This is a genomic window from Pseudomonas sp. CM25, assembly GCF_013179705.1.
GTDB lineage: Bacteria > Pseudomonadota > Gammaproteobacteria > Pseudomonadales > Pseudomonadaceae > Aquipseudomonas.
Window position 1 is genome coordinate 1 of the sequence record NZ_JABMCW010000114.1, and the last position, 15,588, is coordinate 15,588.

Consider the following 15,588-nt stretch of genomic DNA (forward strand, 5'->3'; position numbering starts at 1 on the left):
GGGACGGAAGATTACCATCGCCCGGTGCGCTCGGAATACGAAGCGGGGCTGTTGGTGATCGCCAACTACCGAAACATGAATCGTGCGCTGGGTGAGGTTGATCCGAACGTGCTGTCGAAACTGTCCAGGCCATTACGCGTGCAGTTGCATGATGCACTGGGGCATGTCCATGTGGTGCAACTCGATTATCTGCCTTCCACCACAATCGGTGATCGAAACGTATTGGTGCACAGCGTGCCTTCACGGCCAACGGCCGGCGATGACTCGATCATTCGCCTGGTTAACTTGAATGCGGGGGAGTCGGTATGAAATCAACAACCTTGAACAGCGTTTTCGCCTGTTTGCTCTCAGTGTGTAGCTTTGCCTGGGCCGATCAACCGAATTTGCCCAAGCAGCTCAATCCCAGAATCGAGTTTGCGCAAAAGATGGATGGCGAGCAGAGGCCTGGCGGCCGGCAATGCTCAATCGGTATTCCGGAAAGTGGACACAAATTCAATAAAATGTCCGATACCGTGTGTAAAAATGACGTTGTGACGTTCTTCAGATTCGTCGATGTCCCGTCCACGACGAACGTGCATTTATCATCCGAGCTGAGTTGCGCGGGGGGCGACTGGATGTTTGGTGTGCGGGCAATCAAGCACCCCACCACCTCAAAGTGGGTAGACATTCGAAATCTCGTAAACGTGAAAGAAGGAACTATCATTCAACCGGGCCTGATTAAAAGTCATGATCGCTACAGTAGCGGCAATATTGAAGGCAAGCTGAGTTGCGCAACTGTCTATGCGCCAGGAGGCTCCGCCTCTGTCGCAGAGGGAGAGCGACCATGAGCGCATCCACCGCTGTGCACTCCAACGCTTTCAATTTCTCTGCCTATATTGAAACCGGTGTCGATCCGCGTACCGGTCAATATACGATGTCCATCAAACTGCCTGCATTGAAGGGCAACGCCCTGCAGGGCCCGGATTTCGGTCTGACGTTGTTCTACAGCCCGTTGAACAACGAGGATTCCGGGTTCGGCAAAGGCTGGAATCTGCAACTTACGCAAGTGCGCAATAACCTCGTGACGCTGAGCAGTGGTGAGTCTTACAAGATTACCGGTACCTCCTCGTCTACCGGGCGCCTGGAAATGAGCGAGCAGAAGCTGCGGCACTTCGACCTGTACCCGGAACCTGCAGGCCCCGACGGTGCCGAGCGTTTCCGTGTGGAGCATCGCTCCGGCCTGGTCGAGGTGCTGAAAACGATGGGCTCGGGCGCAGGCCAGGTTGCCTTGCCCATCGAACTGCATTCGCCGCTTGGCCATGTGCTGTACCTGCAATACACGCCTTTTCAGAACGGTCACGTGCTACTGAGTGAGGTGCGGGATGAGGATGAAACACTGCTGACGTTGCAGCGTGTGGGCAACAGCCGCGTCGAAATCCTGTGCTATCCCTACGGGGGCGCGGGCGGCGACCCGCTGGCGCGCTATGGCATGACCTTGAGCGGCAGCGACTTGCGGGTCAGCGAGATCACCCTGCCCACGGCCAACCAGGCACGTTGGCGCTTCACCTATCGGGATGTGCGTGGGTACCTTTGTGTGAGCGAGGTGCGTACGCCTTTTGGCGGCCACGAGCGGATTTTTCACGAGGACGCCGGGCACCAGTTCCCGCCCAGCGCCAACCGGGCAAATCTGCCACGGGTCACCCTTCACGAAACGCTGCCAGGTTTTGGCCAGCCTGCCAGCGTGGTGCGCTATGAATACCCCGACGCGCACAATTTCATCGGTGGCGGCAGTACGGTTCCTTGGTCTGATGAAGGCCTGGACAACCTTTACCGGGTAGACAAGGGGTATACCTACCAGACCGTTGAGCGCCATGAAGTGCAGGGTAGAACCGTGCGCTCGATCACGCGTACGTTCAACCGTTTTCATCTGCTGACCGACCAGGACACCGTTCAGGGAGACAAACGGCTGCAGGCGTTCAGCGTCTATGGGGAAGTGGACGGTTCGTTCGATCAGCAGCCGCCTTTCTTCCAGTTGCCCCACCAGGAAACCCAACGCTGGTCACTGGTCAGCAACCCTTTGAAGCAGCGCGAAGAAACGCAGGCGACAACCTACGATACCCACGGTAATGTGCTGACTCGGTTACTGCCGAACAAGGTGCTTGAGACCAATGTCTGGTATCAGGGCGCAGAGGAAGGGGACCCGCACGGTTTCGTGCGCAACCTGAAATCCAGGGAGGTGAAGCCTGCAGCTACAGGGCAGGGCAGTGCGCGTACCTTGATCCAGCAGTACCAGTACAGGCAGTTGATGCCGCTGGGCGGCTATCTGAAGAAAGCCTGGCGGTTGGTCGATGTCGAGACACTGAGCGAGCCTGGCGCACAGCCTGGCGAATTCCACGAAAAAGTCGCCAGGGTGTATTTCGACGCCCCTGCCGAGCCATTCAGCTATGGTCGAGTGCAGTTGCAGACCCTGAGTTACCCGGGCGACGAGCCGGGCAAGGCGCTCGACACCGCAACGCATTACGTTTACAGCCTGCCTGACGACACGCGTGCATTGCAGACCCTGCAAACGCAGGTAGGTTTTGACGGCGAAACCAAGACCATTATCTTGCAGCATGGCCTTGAAACGGGTGAGCCGGTGCTCAATCGGGACGATAACGATGTCGAAATCCGCTATGAATACGATGCTTTGCGCCGAGTGATTGTTGAAATCGTTGCGCTAGGCAAGCCAACCGAGGCTTACCGTCGGTACAAGTATTTCCTGTGCGCTTACGACAACGAGCAGGCTCAGCAATGGGCGTCCGATGTCAAGCAGGTAGAGACCCATACCCTGTTCGACGGCCTCAGTCGCCCGGTCTTCGAAGAGCGTGAAGACCGGGACAGCGCCACGTTCGCCGGTGCATCCCGGCCTATTTATCGCGCGCAATACGACGAGCTCGGCCAGCTGTCGAAGGAAACAGAGATCGATTGGCTGGGTGATCGCCTGCTCGAGTTGACCAGCACCTACCACTACGACGACTGGGGTCAGCAGTACAGTGTCACGCTGCCCGAGGGTGTGACCGAGGTCGAGGAAGTCGATCAGGTGGCAAGCAAGGATGGCCCGGTGCATCGCACCTGGCGAGAAGTGGGTGGAGTACGCTGTAGCGGTATCACCGAAACTTGGCAAAACCTGTTTGAAAAACCGTCGCGGATCGAGCGTTTTGCCCTCGACGGCAGTACTGTGGTCAGCCTGCAGGTCAATGAGTACGACGGCCTCGGTCGCCTCAGCGCGGAAAAACGCGGGAGCGGTACCGGCCAGCGCATCGACCAATATCGCTATGACGTTTTTGACCGTGTTCTAGAACATGGCCTGCCGGACCGTACCAACAAGGTTTATCGTACGTACGCCTTTCATAGTCGCAATGACCTGCCTGAAAGCATCAGCGTGGGTAGTTCCGAGGCGACGGCGCGTTTGCTCGGTCTGCAGAAATTCGATGGCCTCGAGCGGCGCATCATGGCGACGACAGGCGGACGGCGACAGGTGTTCGAGTTCGCCCCGGGCGAACGGCAACCGTGCAGGGTGCGAGCGGCTGACGGCAGGGTGATCGAATACCAGTATGACCCCTCGCTCAGTGAGGAGCCGGTAAGGCGGGTATTGGCCGGAAAAACCGCGCAATATGACTACGACCCTAAAAACGCCAGGCTGAGGCATTGCGAAGAGAACAGTGCTGACGATGGCACCCGTTATCTCATGGACCGAGACTACTTCCTCGGCAATGGTGAGGTCCGGACAGAGACGCGGACCGTGGAGGGTGAAGCCTTCACCATGGTTTACGACTACAGCTACCGCAGTCGCCTGCGCGGTTACCTGGACGTGCTGAACCAGATGCAGTGCTACGAGTATGACGACTTCGGCCGCCTGGTGAAAACTACGTTGAGCGCGCCGGTGGCTGCGAACTCCCGCTACCGAATGCGTCGTGAACCGGCAGCGCAGCAGTTGTTGCTGATATCGACGTTCGAGTATGACGAGCAGGGGCGCATGGCGTCCTACTCCACGCAGGATGTCGTGACGGGGCAGGCGTTGACCACCCGGCTTGAATATGACGAGTTCGACAGAGAGATACTCCGTACCTTCGATTTTGGCGACACCCTGCAAACCCTCAAGCAGGATTATGACCAGTTCGATTGCCTGAACTATCGAATCCTGGAAGAGCTCGACAAGAAAGCTGACCCAAGCTACCTCAAGCTGCTGCGTCACGAAACATACCAGTATGATCGGCGTGGTCGGCTGCAGAACTACACCTGCACGGGCCCCGCGGCGCCTGTCGACCCCTCCGGTAAGGTTATTGCCCGCCAGACGTTCGGCTTCGATGCGGTCGACAACATCATCTCGGTCAGCACCCAGAGCCCGGAGGAAGCCCGCCCACAGCTAACGCGGTACGAGTTCACCAATATCGCCGACCCGGCGCAACTGACCAGAATCGTCCCACCTGCCCCGCTGTCGCCTGTCGAACTGGAGTACGACTTGAATGGCAATTTGACCAGGGATGAGCAAGGCCGGGTGTTGATCTATGACTCACTCAACCGCCTGCTGGGGGTCGAGACCTCCACAGGTGAACACTGCCTCTATCATTACGACCCCGAGAACGTCCTGTCCGCGACCTCATCTGGCTGAGGGCTTACGCTGAAGCAAGGCCGGTGTCATGGCCGGCCTTGTTTTGCTAGCGGTAGCGAATGGTAAAGTTCAGGGCCCCTTTGGCAAGGCCAGCACCTACTGCGCCGCTCGCCTCCAGCTGATAGAAGCGAGCCTCGAAGTCCAAGGGTACCTCGCCCTTCTTCAAGGGTATCAGTTCGTGCTCCGTGCCCAGTTGCATCGGCTTCCCGGCGTAGAGCATCTGGATGCCCACGCCGCGTGCATCGGAGTCGTCGGTCAGGCTGAACACGTGTTCTCCCGCGGGGCCTACTGGCTTTGAACCATTGATGCCATGGAGCTCGATGGTGGCCAACGTCTCATTGTCCGGATCGCTATCCACCTGGCAATTGCTCAAGCGAATCCGGAAAGGCTTCGCGGTCGTGGTGAAGCCCGGGCCGGTGAAGTCTTTGGTGTTCCATTCGCCGAGATCCACCGGTAAGGCGCTGGTCGCAGCGAGTACATCGCACTGGGTCTGGATGATCGATGCCCGCAGGCTGAATTCGAGTACCTTGCCCAGGCCGGTATCCACGTGGCCAGTGATCAGTGGGCCGTCCACTACATGGATCCCAGGTGACAAGTCGCCCGTCTTGACCAAGGTGAGAGTGTGGTTAAAAAAGAACATCTCGACGGGGGCCAACCTCACTTGCTCGTACCAGGAGGTGAATGGCACATAGGGTGAAGGTTCCGGGTTGAATTGGTCGGTTCCCCCCTGAAACGGAAGCCCCATCATTATGATTGCGCCGACGCCTGGGATGCTGGTGTTCAGGATAGGCGCATCCGAAAGGTGGCTGTCAACAGTGGCTATGGGGGGGTGAACACCGAAGGAGGCTGCCATGTCGAAGTTGATTCGCTTGCCCTTGGGATCACAGGTAAGGACCAAAAGGTTTCTGTCAGGAAGAGACGTTGATCCGAAAGTGGCGATCGTTCTGCCGATCCGCGCGTCGCGCGGGACGTAGAGGGTGCCCAGGTCCCGTTCATATTGCATGATCCCGGCGCTGCGCAGGGGGTCGAACCAGCACCGCTCGTCTCGGTCGGACGTTGCCATAGCCTGAGCTGCTGGCCAGACCAGCGCCATCAGCAAGGCTCGGCGCAGGTTTTTCTTGATGTCTTTCATGGCTTTCCTGAAGCGCGTAGGGCAGCCACTTGCGAGGCTGCCGTGCGATTGATTTGCTAGATACAGGTGAGGGTTTGCAGGCGATAACCGTCGACCAGCGGAGCGGCCAGCGGGTCGACGTTTAGCTGGCAACTGGCCTCGGGCTGGTCGCCCCAGCTCACCAGCAAGGGGTGATCCACACTCGGGCTGGTGAGCATGACTACGCCGGCTTGCCCAACCATGCCGATCGGCTCGCCGTCTTTACCCAGCACCTGGGCACCAAAGGGCAGGGGCTGGCCGCCCGCGCCGTGCAGGGTCAGCACCAGGCGCGAGACGCGGCTGGCCTCAAAGCGTCGTTTCACCACTGCACCTCGCCGTGGCACCACTTGTGCGGTGCCATTGTCGATTTGCACATCAGGGTCCAGGCGGTCGGTTTCCAGCACGATCGCGTTGGCCCTGTAAGGTTGCAGGTGGGGCAGCAGTGCATAGCCGTGCGCATCGGTGCGGGTGCCGACCGCGTTCTGCAGGCCGACATCGGCCACGCCGGGGACTTCGACCAAGGCTGCGGTATCACCCAGGTAGCGACCGAATGCCAGCCCATCCGCGTGCAGCAGCACAGCGCCACTGGCATTCAACGACAGGCTGCGATAAACGCTGCCCTCGGTAATACCACCACTCAAGCTTGCGTAGGGCGCCTGGTGGCCGAGGGACAGGGCCGCAGTTTTACGGTCGCTTTCGTCACGGCTGAGGCTGGCGCTGTAGCTGAGTGCGCGTTCGGTGTCATTGCCGCTGAGCGTAGCGCGTTGGCTGTGGCCTCTGGCGTTGTGCTGCAGGCCGAAAGAGGCATTGAGGGGGCGGCCGAAATGCAATGGCATCGACACGCTCAGGCCGAACTGGCGATCGCTGCCGTAGCGGTCGGCCAATGACTGTGAGGCGAACAGGCTGTAACTGACACCGCGGTGATGGGTGTTGAAATTGAACTGATATTGCCGCTGGCTAGCACTGCGCTGCCAGTAGTCCTGTTGTGACAAGGTGAGGGTCATCGAACTGCTCCTGCCCAGGCTCTGGTGCACAGATGCCTCCAGCCGACTACGGCGGCCGCCGCTGAACTTTGCGTCATTGCTGCGCTGGCGCAGCGCCTCATCGAAGTCACGGTAACCTTGTGTCGAATAGCGGTAACCTGCGAAACGCAAGTTGGTATTGCTAGTGAACGCTTTACCGTACTTCAGTGCGTAGCTCGTACCCTGCACATCGCGCTCATGGGTGTTGTCTATTGTGCTGAATGCCTGAGTAACGTCGAAGGCCAGCGCCCCAAAGTTGCCGAGGTCCTTGCTCAGGCCCAAGTTGCCCGCGCGGTAGAACTCACTTGCCATCAACCCGCCGTAAAGGGTGGTGTTCCACTGGGTGCCAAGTGCCAGTGTGCCCTGCCAGAGCAGGGGGGTGTCGAGTCGAGAAGAAGGATTGTAGCGCCCCAAGGTTGCACTGTAGCGCCAGACACCCGGTCGCATCAGGCTGTTGATGGTCGAGAATGGCTGTATGAACCGCCGTACCTGGCCATCGGCCTCGGTCAGGACGACTTCCAGCTCGCCACTGCCTGCTGTGCTGAGATCGTCGATGGCATAGGGCCCGGCGCTGACGTATGTCGAATAGATCGGATAGCCATTCTGCCAGACCTCGACCTTTGCCCGGCTTTGCGCTACCCCGCGAATGATGGGGGCGTAACCGCGCTGATTGTCGGCCAGCATGCTCATGTCAGACGCCACACGCATACCCGAGATCGGGACTGAGCGAAACACGTCGCTGTCGGTGAAAGTTTCGCCAAGGGTCAGATTGGCACGGGTACCCGGAATATCCCGCTGAGCGAAAGTTTGCACTCTGGTCCATTCACGCCCGCCCTGGCTGTCGTGGCGCCAGGATTGTGTGCTGCGCAGGCGCCACTCGCCTAGATTGACGCCAGTGTTCAGGTACAGGTCGCCACTGTTGAAGCGGCCTGCGTAGCGATTGTTGCCTTGCAGGGTCGACGCTTGGTAGCTGATGAAGGCGGCATTGATACCGCTTTCCCAGCGAGACGGGTCGACCTGCCCGGCGCTGTCTCGGCGCATTGCGATCTGGGGGATTGAAATGCCCAAGTGCAGCTCCCCCGGTGAAAAGATGACTTGCGCGCCCGGCACCACTGCCGTGAGGTCCAGGCAATCTTTGCTCTGATCATCCGGGTTGGCCAGCGCTTCCAGGCGCAGGCCCCATTCCCCGAGCAGCTTTGCGGCAAGGCAAGGTTGCAGTTCGCCGTCCGGGTTCGGCTGGAAGTCGAGCTCATGTTGACCGACCGGTTCGAGGTTGACCTGCACGCTGACGCGGTAAACGCCAGGCGCCAGTGCCTGATCGCTGGTGAGTTTGCTCAGGGACCAGACGCCAACCTCTTCAGGCTGGCCCGGTACCTGGCGCAGGAAGCCGCTCTGGAACCCTGAGTCTGCGTGTGCGCACGGCAGTGCGAGCAAGGCCGAGCCACCCAACACGCGCAACAGTGCGCTGCGCGGGCTGTGCGAAATGCACCAGCGTAGTGAGGGGAGGAACATGGTGATGTCCTTTGTTGCTGCGAGGCCGGCCCTAGTTGGGCAAATGAATAGGTGAAGTCAGCGGGGTGGTATATCCACCGTAGTCATTGATAACGGAAAATTCGGCGCGCAAGCCGGCGGTTCGGGCAATACCGTCAACGGGGTAATCCTGTGCAGCGAAGGGCGCTACCATGGCGGTGTTCCTTAGTTTGTGTTGCTGCCCTGGGCCATGCACGTTCAGGCGAATGAAGGTGACATGAAACGGTGAGGGGTTATCAACCCGCAAATAGGGCTTACCGTTTTTTTCTATCAATGAAAACTTCAGGGATTTCAATTGGCTGGTGGACGAACCTTTCAGTTGCTGCGGTCGATAAAACATCTTGATGCGGGTTCGCATCGCAATGTTGAGGGTGTTGCCAGGCGCGTCACTGGCTTCGGGTATTTCCTGAACATTGAGGAAAAACAGCGACTCGCGATCGTCGGGCAGTGTGCGAGGTAGTCCATTGATTTGCACAAGCTGCTCTTTGCCGGGTGGCAATTTGAACAACTGTGGTGCTGGCAGAAACGGTACGGCGGTTGTATTGTCATCGGCACTGGTGTTGATCCACGTCTGCACGGCATATGTCTGCGTGCTGGGATTGCGCACGACCACCGTTGTATTGCGCTTGTCACTGTGGAACACCAGTCGGGTATTGTTCAAGGCCAACGCCGCCTGGGCACTGGTAATGGGCAAGGTGTACAGCAATATGGCCATGCAGGCGCCCATGAACGGACGCAGGCATGCCGCCGCTGGAAATAAGCCGGGCATGAAGGAGGTTCCTTTGGGACCCAGACGTCGAGGACGCCTGGGTGATGCAACGAAGCGAAGTGACACGCCAGGCCAGGCCGGGCGAGCTTTCTATCAGATGATATCGACGGTGAAGGTCACCATCGCAGAGGCTGTGCCAGCGGTCACCGTAGGCGCAATGGAGCGGTAGTAGGCGTTAAACGACAGGCGCGTTTCATCAGTGTTATTCAGATCATACGCATCAGTGGCGATGCCGGGCTTGATGACTTTGCTGTCTTTATCACGCAGCGAAATGGCCACACCTTTTGCGCCGTCAGAGCCTCCTGTCACCGCGAAGTAGTCACCGCTTGGATCGGCGGTACCGGTGAAGGTGACGGTAGCGCTGTTGTCAGCGAAGCCGCATTTGGCCCCATCGCGAATTACCAGATCGAAGCGTTTGCCAACATATTCTTCACCCACGTTCTCGAACTTGCTGGCTGGCACGTCACCCAGGCGGATAGCGCTGACGGGACTGTTGTCACCAGGATTGACGATTTCAATCGGGCAGCCGTCGGCGGTAATGCGGCCTTCGAAATTCAGGGTGCTGGTGCTGGCGAAAGCCGAAGTGCCTGCGGTGAGGGTAAGCAGGCCGAGCGAAAGTGCCACGAGGGATTGTTTCATGGGTTCGATAATTCCTGAGTCAAGTTGTGATGGAGTACTGCTGAAGTCACGGCTATATGTGGGGCGTTATGCATTGCCACTGCTGCGCTTCGGCGCTGATTCTATTGATGGTACTTGGTTTATTTCAATGGGAATTTAAGCCGTTTATTTGTTATTTATTTATGTATAGGGGGCGGGGTTATTTACTGTTGTATTTTCTGTGTGTGGTGGCGGATATTTACCGATGCTGCGTTGAGTGCTGTGGGTGCAATAAGTGTTTTCTGAATTATGATTGGGATGCGTTACCGTCAGAGGGCATAACGTAATTGCAAGTAAGAGGGGCAAGCGGGGGAGCGGCGGGCGAGCGCAGGAGAACAGTTGTGTGCTGGCGACAAGGCAGAGGTGGCGCGGTGCCGAGAAGGTGCAGACGCCTCGCGGTGCAGGGTCGAGGCGTCGGGGAAAGGTTGCTAGTGCGAGCTGTCGCCGCCATTGAAACTCAGCAGTTGTTTTTCCTGGTGCCAGTCAAAAGGTTCATCGGCCTGTTCGGCCTCATAGCGACGCTCTTCCAGTTGCTGGTAGAGCGCCAGCTCATCATCCGGCATGAAGTGCAGGCAGTCGCCGGCAAAGAACCACAACAAGTCACGCGGGACCAGATGGGCAATCTGCGGGTAGCGCTGGATCACCTGGCAGATCAGGTCCTGGCCCAGGTACTGGCTTGCCAGCGGGTCCTGTGGCAGCAGCGTGAGCAGTTCGTCGAAGCGTTCGAGGAACAGGGCGTGGCTTTCTTCTGGCACCTGCTCTGCTTCACCCAGTGCCACCAGGATGGTGCGCAGGTGCTGGAGCAGTTGCAGGTGATATTCCAGGTGGGGGGTGGCCATGGAATGGGTCCTCGGTATGGCTGAAACGGGGGGCGGAGTATACGCCGCCCCCCGTTGCCCGCGAAGGGTCAGCGCACTTTGCCCGGTTCAGGTAGCAGCTGCGCCTTGTCGAAGGCATCGACATCGATCACCTTGCGGCGCGCCTGTTCGGCCTCGTGCAGGCGCTGGCCTTCGCCCGGCTGCAGCACGCCGGCCTCGACGGCGGCGTCGATGGCGGACTGGCCAGGTGCAGGCTGTACTTTTCCTTCTTTGATGGCCTGGTGCAATGCTTTACCTGTTGGCGCCGCATCGTCCAGCAGGTCGCTGGCCCTTTGCAAGGCTGCAACCGGGTCATCTTCGCCCTGCGGGCGATAGCAGCCCGCCAGCAGTTCTTCCAGCGCCGGGTCGCCCTTGCGACGGCCAATCAGCTCTGCCACTTCGGCATCCAGTTCATCGCAGGGGCCGGTATGGCGACGGCCGAAGGGGAACACCAGCACCCGCAGCGAGCAGCCGACGAGGCGGTTGGGGAAGTTGTCGAGCAGGCGGTCCAGCGCCCGCTCGGCCTGGCCCAGGCTTTCTTCCATGGCCCAGCGCAACAGCGGCTGCAGGTGTTCAGGGGAGCCCAGGTCGTGGTAGCGCTTGAGCGCAGCGCTAGCAAGGTACAGGTAGCTCAGCACATCACCCAGGCGGGCACTGAGGCGTTCGCGGCGCTTGAGCGCGCCGCCCAGCAGCATCATCGACAGGTCGGCCATCATCGCGAAGGCGGCAGCCTGGCGGTTGAGCGCGCGGAAGTAGCCCTGGCTCAAGGCATCACCGGGCACGCGCTCCAGGCGACCCAGGCCCAGGTTCAGCACCAGCGTGCTGGCAGCGTTGCCGGCGGCGAACATGATGTGCTTCATCAGCAAGTCGTCAAACTCGCGCAACGCCTGCTCACGGTCTTCGCGCCCGGCCAGGGCCATTTCCTTGAGCACGAACGGGTGGCAGCGGATGGCGCCCTGGCCGAAGATCATCAGGTTGCGCGAGAGGATGTTCGCGCCTTCGACGGTGATGAAGATCGGCGCCCCTTGCCAGTTGCGCCCCAGGTAGTTGTTCGGGCCCATGATGATGCCCTTGCCGCCATGCACGTCCATGGCGTGCTGGATGCATTCGCGGCCGCGCTCGGTGAGGTGGTACTTGAGGATCGCCGACAGTACCGAGGGCTTTTCGCCCAGGTCCACGGCCTTGGCCGTGAGCAGGCGTGCGCTGTCCATCAGCCAGGCGTTGCCGCCGATACGAGCCAGCGACTCCTGGATGCCTTCGAAGGCCGCCAGCGGCACATTGAATTGCTCGCGGATGTTGGCGTACTGGCCGGTGACCAGGCTGGTGTACTTGGCGGCGCCGGTACCGACTGCGGGCAGGGAGATCGAGCGGCCGACCGACAGGCAGTTCATCAGCATCATCCAGCCCTTGCCGAGCATGGCCTGGCCGCCGATGAGGAAGTCCAGCGGTACGAATACGTCCTTGCCGCTGTTGGGGCCGTTCATGAACGCGGCGCCCAAGGGCAGGTGACGCTTGCCGATATCCACACCCGGGGTGTCGGTGGGGATCAGTGCCAGGCTGATCCCCAGTTCCTCCTGTTCGCCCAGCAGGTGGTCAGGGTCGTATGCCTTGAACGCCAGCCCCAGCAGCGTCGCGACGGGGCCCAGGGTGATGTAGCGCTTTTCCCAGTTCAGCCGCAAGCCGATGACTTCCTCGCCCTGCCATTGGCCTTTGCAGATGACCCCGGTGTCGGGCATCGCGCCGGCGTCGGAGCCGGCCAGCGGGCCGGTCAGGGCGAAGCAGGGGATGTCATCGCCGCGGGCCAGGCGCGGCAGGTAGTGGTTGCGCTGCTCGTCGGTGCCGTAATGCAGCAGCAGTTCGGCCGGGCCCAGCGAGTTGGGCACCATCACCGTGGAGGCGAGGTCGCCGCTGCGGGTGGCCAGCTTCATGGCTACCTGCGAGTGGGCGTAGGCGGAAAAGCCTTTGCCGCCGTACTCCTTGGGAATGATCAGGGCGAAGAAGCCATGGTCCTTGATATGCGCCCAGGCTTCGGCTGGCAGGTCCATGTCCTGGCCGATCTGCCAGTCGCTGACCATGGCGCACAGTGCTTCTGTGGGGCCATCGATGAAGGCCTGTTCTTCATCCGTCAGCTTGGGTGCCGGATAGGCGAGCAGGGTGCGCCAGTCGGGGCGACCGCTGAACAGCTCGCCGTCCCACCACACGGTGCCGGCGTCGATCGCTTCGCGCTCGGTCTGCGACATCGGCGGCAGGGTGCGCTGAAACCAGCTGAACACCGGGCCGGTGAATACCTTGCGGCGCCAGTCCGGCAGCGCGACCAAGGCGACTTTGAGCGCCAGCACGATCCAGATCAACGTCAGCAGCCAGCCAGGGGCACTGCTGAAAATGCCCATCAGCAGCACATACGCCGCCATGGTGCCCAGGATCTGCAAGGGCGCCAGGCGCCGGTGCGTGAGGTACGCCGCGCCGACCACCAGCACTACCAACCACAACAGCAACATAATCGGTCCTCCTTGGAACCAAGGGCTTGAGCCGTCCCGGATAGCTTAGACGCAACGCCGGGAACGACAGGGTCAGAACAGTGACAGGGTGTGGCGGCGGGAGTTTCAGATCCTTGTTTTTCCGTACTTGCCCAAATCGCCGGCAAGCCAGCGCCCACAGGTCACCACGGGTTGAAGCTTTGCGTGGTACTTATGAGCGCTGGCTTGCCGGCGATCGGGCCGGTACAGGCGACGAAACTCTGGAGTAGACTGTGCCACCTGCGCATTCATAAGGACGTTGCCATGCTGAAGATCTGGGGCCGCAAGAATTCGAGCAATGTACGCAAGGCGCTGTGGATCGCCCACGAACTGGGCCTTGATTTCGAATCCATCGACGCTGGCGGCGCCTTCGGCGTGGTCAACGAGCCGCACTACCGCGCCCTTAACCCCAATGGCCTGGTGCCGATGCTCGAAGATGGCGACCTGACCCTGTGGGAGTCCAATACGATCGTCCGCTACTTGTGCGCCGAGTACGGCGCCCAGCAGGGCTGGTACCTGGCAGACCCGCGCCAGCGCGCCCTGGCCGACAAGTGGATGGACTGGACCACCTCATCCTTCGCCGCGCCGTTCCGCCCGCTGTTCTGGGGCCTGCTGCGCACCCCGCAAGACCAGCGCGACTGGGTTGGCATCAACGCTGCCCACAAACAGTGCGCGCAGTTGCTGGCCATCGCCGACGAAACCCTGGCCACACAACCGTACTTGTCCGGTGACCAGATCGGCATGGGCGACATCCCACTGGGTAGTTTCATCTATGCCTGGTTCGAGATGCCCATCGAACGCCCGGCCATGTATCACCTCGAAGCCTGGTATGAACGGCTCAAGTCACGCCCGGCCTACCAGGCTGCGGTGATGACTGCACTGACCTGATCGAACACAACGCGTGCCTCGATAGTCATTATCAATACACATGACTGTACTTGTGCGGCCCGGCCTTGCACCATGGGCCGCACTCACTGCGCCAGTGACTTTGCCTGGCGTGTCCCGCACCTTTTTCCTCGGTAAGTGACCCGCTATGAGTTCCGCCCTGTCCATCCGACAGCTGACCAAGACCTACGGCAACGGTTTCCAGGCCCTCAAGGGCATCGACCTGGACGTTGCCGAAGGCGACTTCTTCGCCTTGCTCGGCCCTAATGGCGCCGGCAAGTCCACCACCATCGGCATTCTCTCCACCCTGGTGAACAAGACCAGCGGCACGGTCAACGTGTTCGGCCACGACCTGGACCGCGAGCCGTCGGCGCTCAAGCGCTGCCTGGGCGTGGTGCCGCAAGAGTTCAACTTCAACCAGTTCGAGAAAACCTTCGACATCGTCGTCACCCAGGCCGGCTACTACGGCATCCCGCCCAAGCTGGCCAAGGAGCGCGCCGAGCAGTACCTGACCCAGCTGGGGCTGTGGGACAAGCGCGACGTGCAGTCGCGTTCGCTGTCCGGCGGCATGAAGCGTCGCTTGATGATTGCCCGCGCACTGATCCACGAACCGCGCCTGCTGATCCTCGACGAGCCTACTGCGGGCGTTGATATCGAGTTGCGCCGCTCGATGTGGAGCTTCCTCACCGAGCTGAACCAGAAGGGCATCACCATCATCCTCACCACGCATTACCTGGAGGAGGCTGAGCAGCTGTGCCGCAACATCGGGATCATCGACCACGGCACCATCGTCGAGAACACCAGCATGCGCAAACTGCTGGGCAAGCTGCATGTCGAAACCTTCGTGCTCGACATCAAGCAGGACCTGGCCAGCGCCCCTGTGCTGCAAGGTTACCCCTGCCGGCTGCTGACCCCGCATAGCCTGGAAGTGCAGGTGGACAAGGACATCGGCATCACCGCGCTGTTCGGCCAGCTGGCGCTGCAGAACATCGAAGTGCAGAGCCTGCGCAACAAGACCAACCGACTTGAGGAGCTGTTCGTGTCCCTGGTGGAAAAAAACCTGTCGAAGGTGGCGGTATGAGTGTGGAACTGCGCACCAACTGGGTCGCCCTCAATACCATCGTCTACCGCGAGGTGCGGCGCTTCTTGCGTATCTGGCCGCAGACGTTGCTGCCGCCGGCGATCACAATGGTCTTGTACTTCGTCATCTTCGGTAACCTGATCGGCCGGCAGATCGGCGACATGGGTGGCTTCACCTACATGCAGTACATCGTGCCGGGGCTGATCATGATGTCGGTGATCACCAACTCGTACGGCAACGTGGTGTCGAGTTTTTTTGGCAGCAAGTTCCAACGCTCGATCGAAGAGCTGATGGTGTCGCCAGTGTCGCCGCACATCATCCTTGTCGGCTATGTGCTGGGCGGCGTGCTGCGTGGCTTGGCGGTGGGGGTGATCGTGACCATCCTGTCGATGTTCTTCACCGACTTGCAGGTGCATCACCTCGGTGTGACGGTGGTCGTGGTGCTGCTGACCGCCACCATCTTTTCGCTGCTGGGCTTCGTCAACGCAGTG

At 60.2% G+C, this 15,588-nt stretch carries 12 protein-coding genes; 6 read left to right on the forward strand and 6 right to left on the reverse strand.

The features are described 5' to 3' along the window. The 3 genes from HP546_RS14100 to HP546_RS14110 form a co-directional block, all read left to right on the forward strand. Positions 1–309 (forward strand): hypothetical protein (locus HP546_RS14100; RefSeq protein WP_172226182.1); only part of this gene is annotated, 309 nt, incomplete at its 5' end. Then, positions 306–827, forward strand: coding sequence for a hypothetical protein (locus HP546_RS14105; RefSeq protein WP_172226185.1), 522 nt, complete (start codon positions 306–308; stop codon positions 825–827). The genes HP546_RS14100 and HP546_RS14105, both read left to right, overlap by 4 nt. Continuing rightward, positions 824–4,630: an RHS repeat domain-containing protein gene (locus HP546_RS14110; protein ID WP_172226188.1), complete on the forward strand. Its 3,807-nt coding sequence runs from the start codon at positions 824–826 to the stop codon at positions 4,628–4,630. The genes HP546_RS14105 and HP546_RS14110 overlap by 4 nt, the downstream gene beginning before the upstream one ends. A gap of 46 nt (positions 4,631–4,676) precedes the next feature. On the opposite strand, the gene HP546_RS14115 is transcribed toward HP546_RS14110, so the two are convergent. From HP546_RS14115 to HP546_RS14140, 6 genes are all read right to left on the reverse strand, one after another. Then, on the reverse strand, positions 4,677–5,762 hold the full coding sequence (locus HP546_RS14115) for a fimbrial protein (RefSeq protein ID WP_172226191.1): 1,086 nt from the start codon (positions 5,760–5,762) through the stop codon (positions 4,677–4,679). A gap of 56 nt (positions 5,763–5,818) precedes the next feature. Then, positions 5,819–8,314, reverse strand: a complete 2,496-nt coding sequence (locus tag HP546_RS14120) for a fimbria/pilus outer membrane usher protein (RefSeq protein WP_172226194.1) — start codon at positions 8,312–8,314, stop codon at positions 5,819–5,821. 31 nt (positions 8,315–8,345) lie between these two features. Continuing rightward, a complete protein-coding gene (locus tag HP546_RS14125; protein WP_172226197.1) occupies positions 8,346–9,101 on the reverse strand; it encodes a molecular chaperone in 756 nt (251 codons plus the stop codon). Between the two features lie 93 nt (positions 9,102–9,194). Then, the gene (locus tag HP546_RS14130; protein WP_172226200.1) at positions 9,195–9,740 is read right to left on the reverse strand and encodes a fimbrial protein; all 546 of its coding nucleotides are present in this window, start codon (positions 9,738–9,740) and stop codon (positions 9,195–9,197) included. 446 nt (positions 9,741–10,186) lie between these two features. Then, positions 10,187–10,597 (reverse strand): PA2817 family protein, encoded by a 411-nt coding sequence (locus HP546_RS14135; RefSeq protein ID WP_172226203.1) that lies wholly within the window; start codon positions 10,595–10,597, stop codon positions 10,187–10,189. A gap of 68 nt (positions 10,598–10,665) precedes the next feature. Further along, positions 10,666–13,113 (reverse strand): acyl-CoA dehydrogenase, encoded by a 2,448-nt coding sequence (locus HP546_RS14140; RefSeq protein ID WP_172226206.1) that lies wholly within the window; start codon positions 13,111–13,113, stop codon positions 10,666–10,668. A 282-nt stretch (positions 13,114–13,395) separates the two neighbouring features. Between HP546_RS14140 and HP546_RS14145 the strand changes: the two genes are divergently transcribed. From HP546_RS14145 to HP546_RS14155, 3 genes are all read left to right on the forward strand, one after another. Continuing rightward, a complete protein-coding gene (locus tag HP546_RS14145; RefSeq protein ID WP_172226209.1) occupies positions 13,396–14,019 on the forward strand; it encodes a glutathione S-transferase in 624 nt (207 codons plus the stop codon). Between the two features lie 145 nt (positions 14,020–14,164). Beyond that, the gene (locus HP546_RS14150) at positions 14,165–15,097 is read left to right on the forward strand and encodes an ABC transporter ATP-binding protein (protein ID WP_172226212.1); all 933 of its coding nucleotides are present in this window, start codon (positions 14,165–14,167) and stop codon (positions 15,095–15,097) included. Continuing rightward, positions 15,094–15,588 (forward strand): ABC transporter permease (locus HP546_RS14155; RefSeq protein ID WP_172226215.1); only part of this gene is annotated, 495 nt, incomplete at its 3' end. The genes HP546_RS14150 and HP546_RS14155, both read left to right, overlap by 4 nt.

Excerpts from the sequence above, each read along its gene's own strand:
- HP546_RS14105 (WP_172226185.1), top strand. The coding sequence starts at position 306 with ATGAAATCAACAACCTTGAACAGCGTTTTCGCCTGTTTGCTCTCAGTG.
- HP546_RS14110 (WP_172226188.1), top strand. The coding sequence starts at position 824 with ATGAGCGCATCCACCGCTGTGCACTCCAACGCTTTCAATTTCTCTGCC.
- HP546_RS14115 (WP_172226191.1), bottom strand. The coding sequence starts at position 5,762 with ATGAAAGACATCAAGAAAAACCTGCGCCGAGCCTTGCTGATGGCGCTG.
- HP546_RS14120 (WP_172226194.1), bottom strand. The coding sequence starts at position 8,314 with ATGTTCCTCCCCTCACTACGCTGGTGCATTTCGCACAGCCCGCGCAGC.
- HP546_RS14125 (WP_172226197.1), bottom strand. The coding sequence starts at position 9,101 with ATGCCCGGCTTATTTCCAGCGGCGGCATGCCTGCGTCCGTTCATGGGC.
- HP546_RS14130 (WP_172226200.1), bottom strand. The coding sequence starts at position 9,740 with ATGAAACAATCCCTCGTGGCACTTTCGCTCGGCCTGCTTACCCTCACC.
- HP546_RS14135 (WP_172226203.1), bottom strand. The coding sequence starts at position 10,597 with ATGGCCACCCCCCACCTGGAATATCACCTGCAACTGCTCCAGCACCTG.
- HP546_RS14140 (WP_172226206.1), bottom strand. The coding sequence starts at position 13,113 with ATGTTGCTGTTGTGGTTGGTAGTGCTGGTGGTCGGCGCGGCGTACCTC.
- HP546_RS14145 (WP_172226209.1), top strand. The coding sequence starts at position 13,396 with ATGCTGAAGATCTGGGGCCGCAAGAATTCGAGCAATGTACGCAAGGCG.
- HP546_RS14150 (WP_172226212.1), top strand. The coding sequence starts at position 14,165 with ATGAGTTCCGCCCTGTCCATCCGACAGCTGACCAAGACCTACGGCAAC.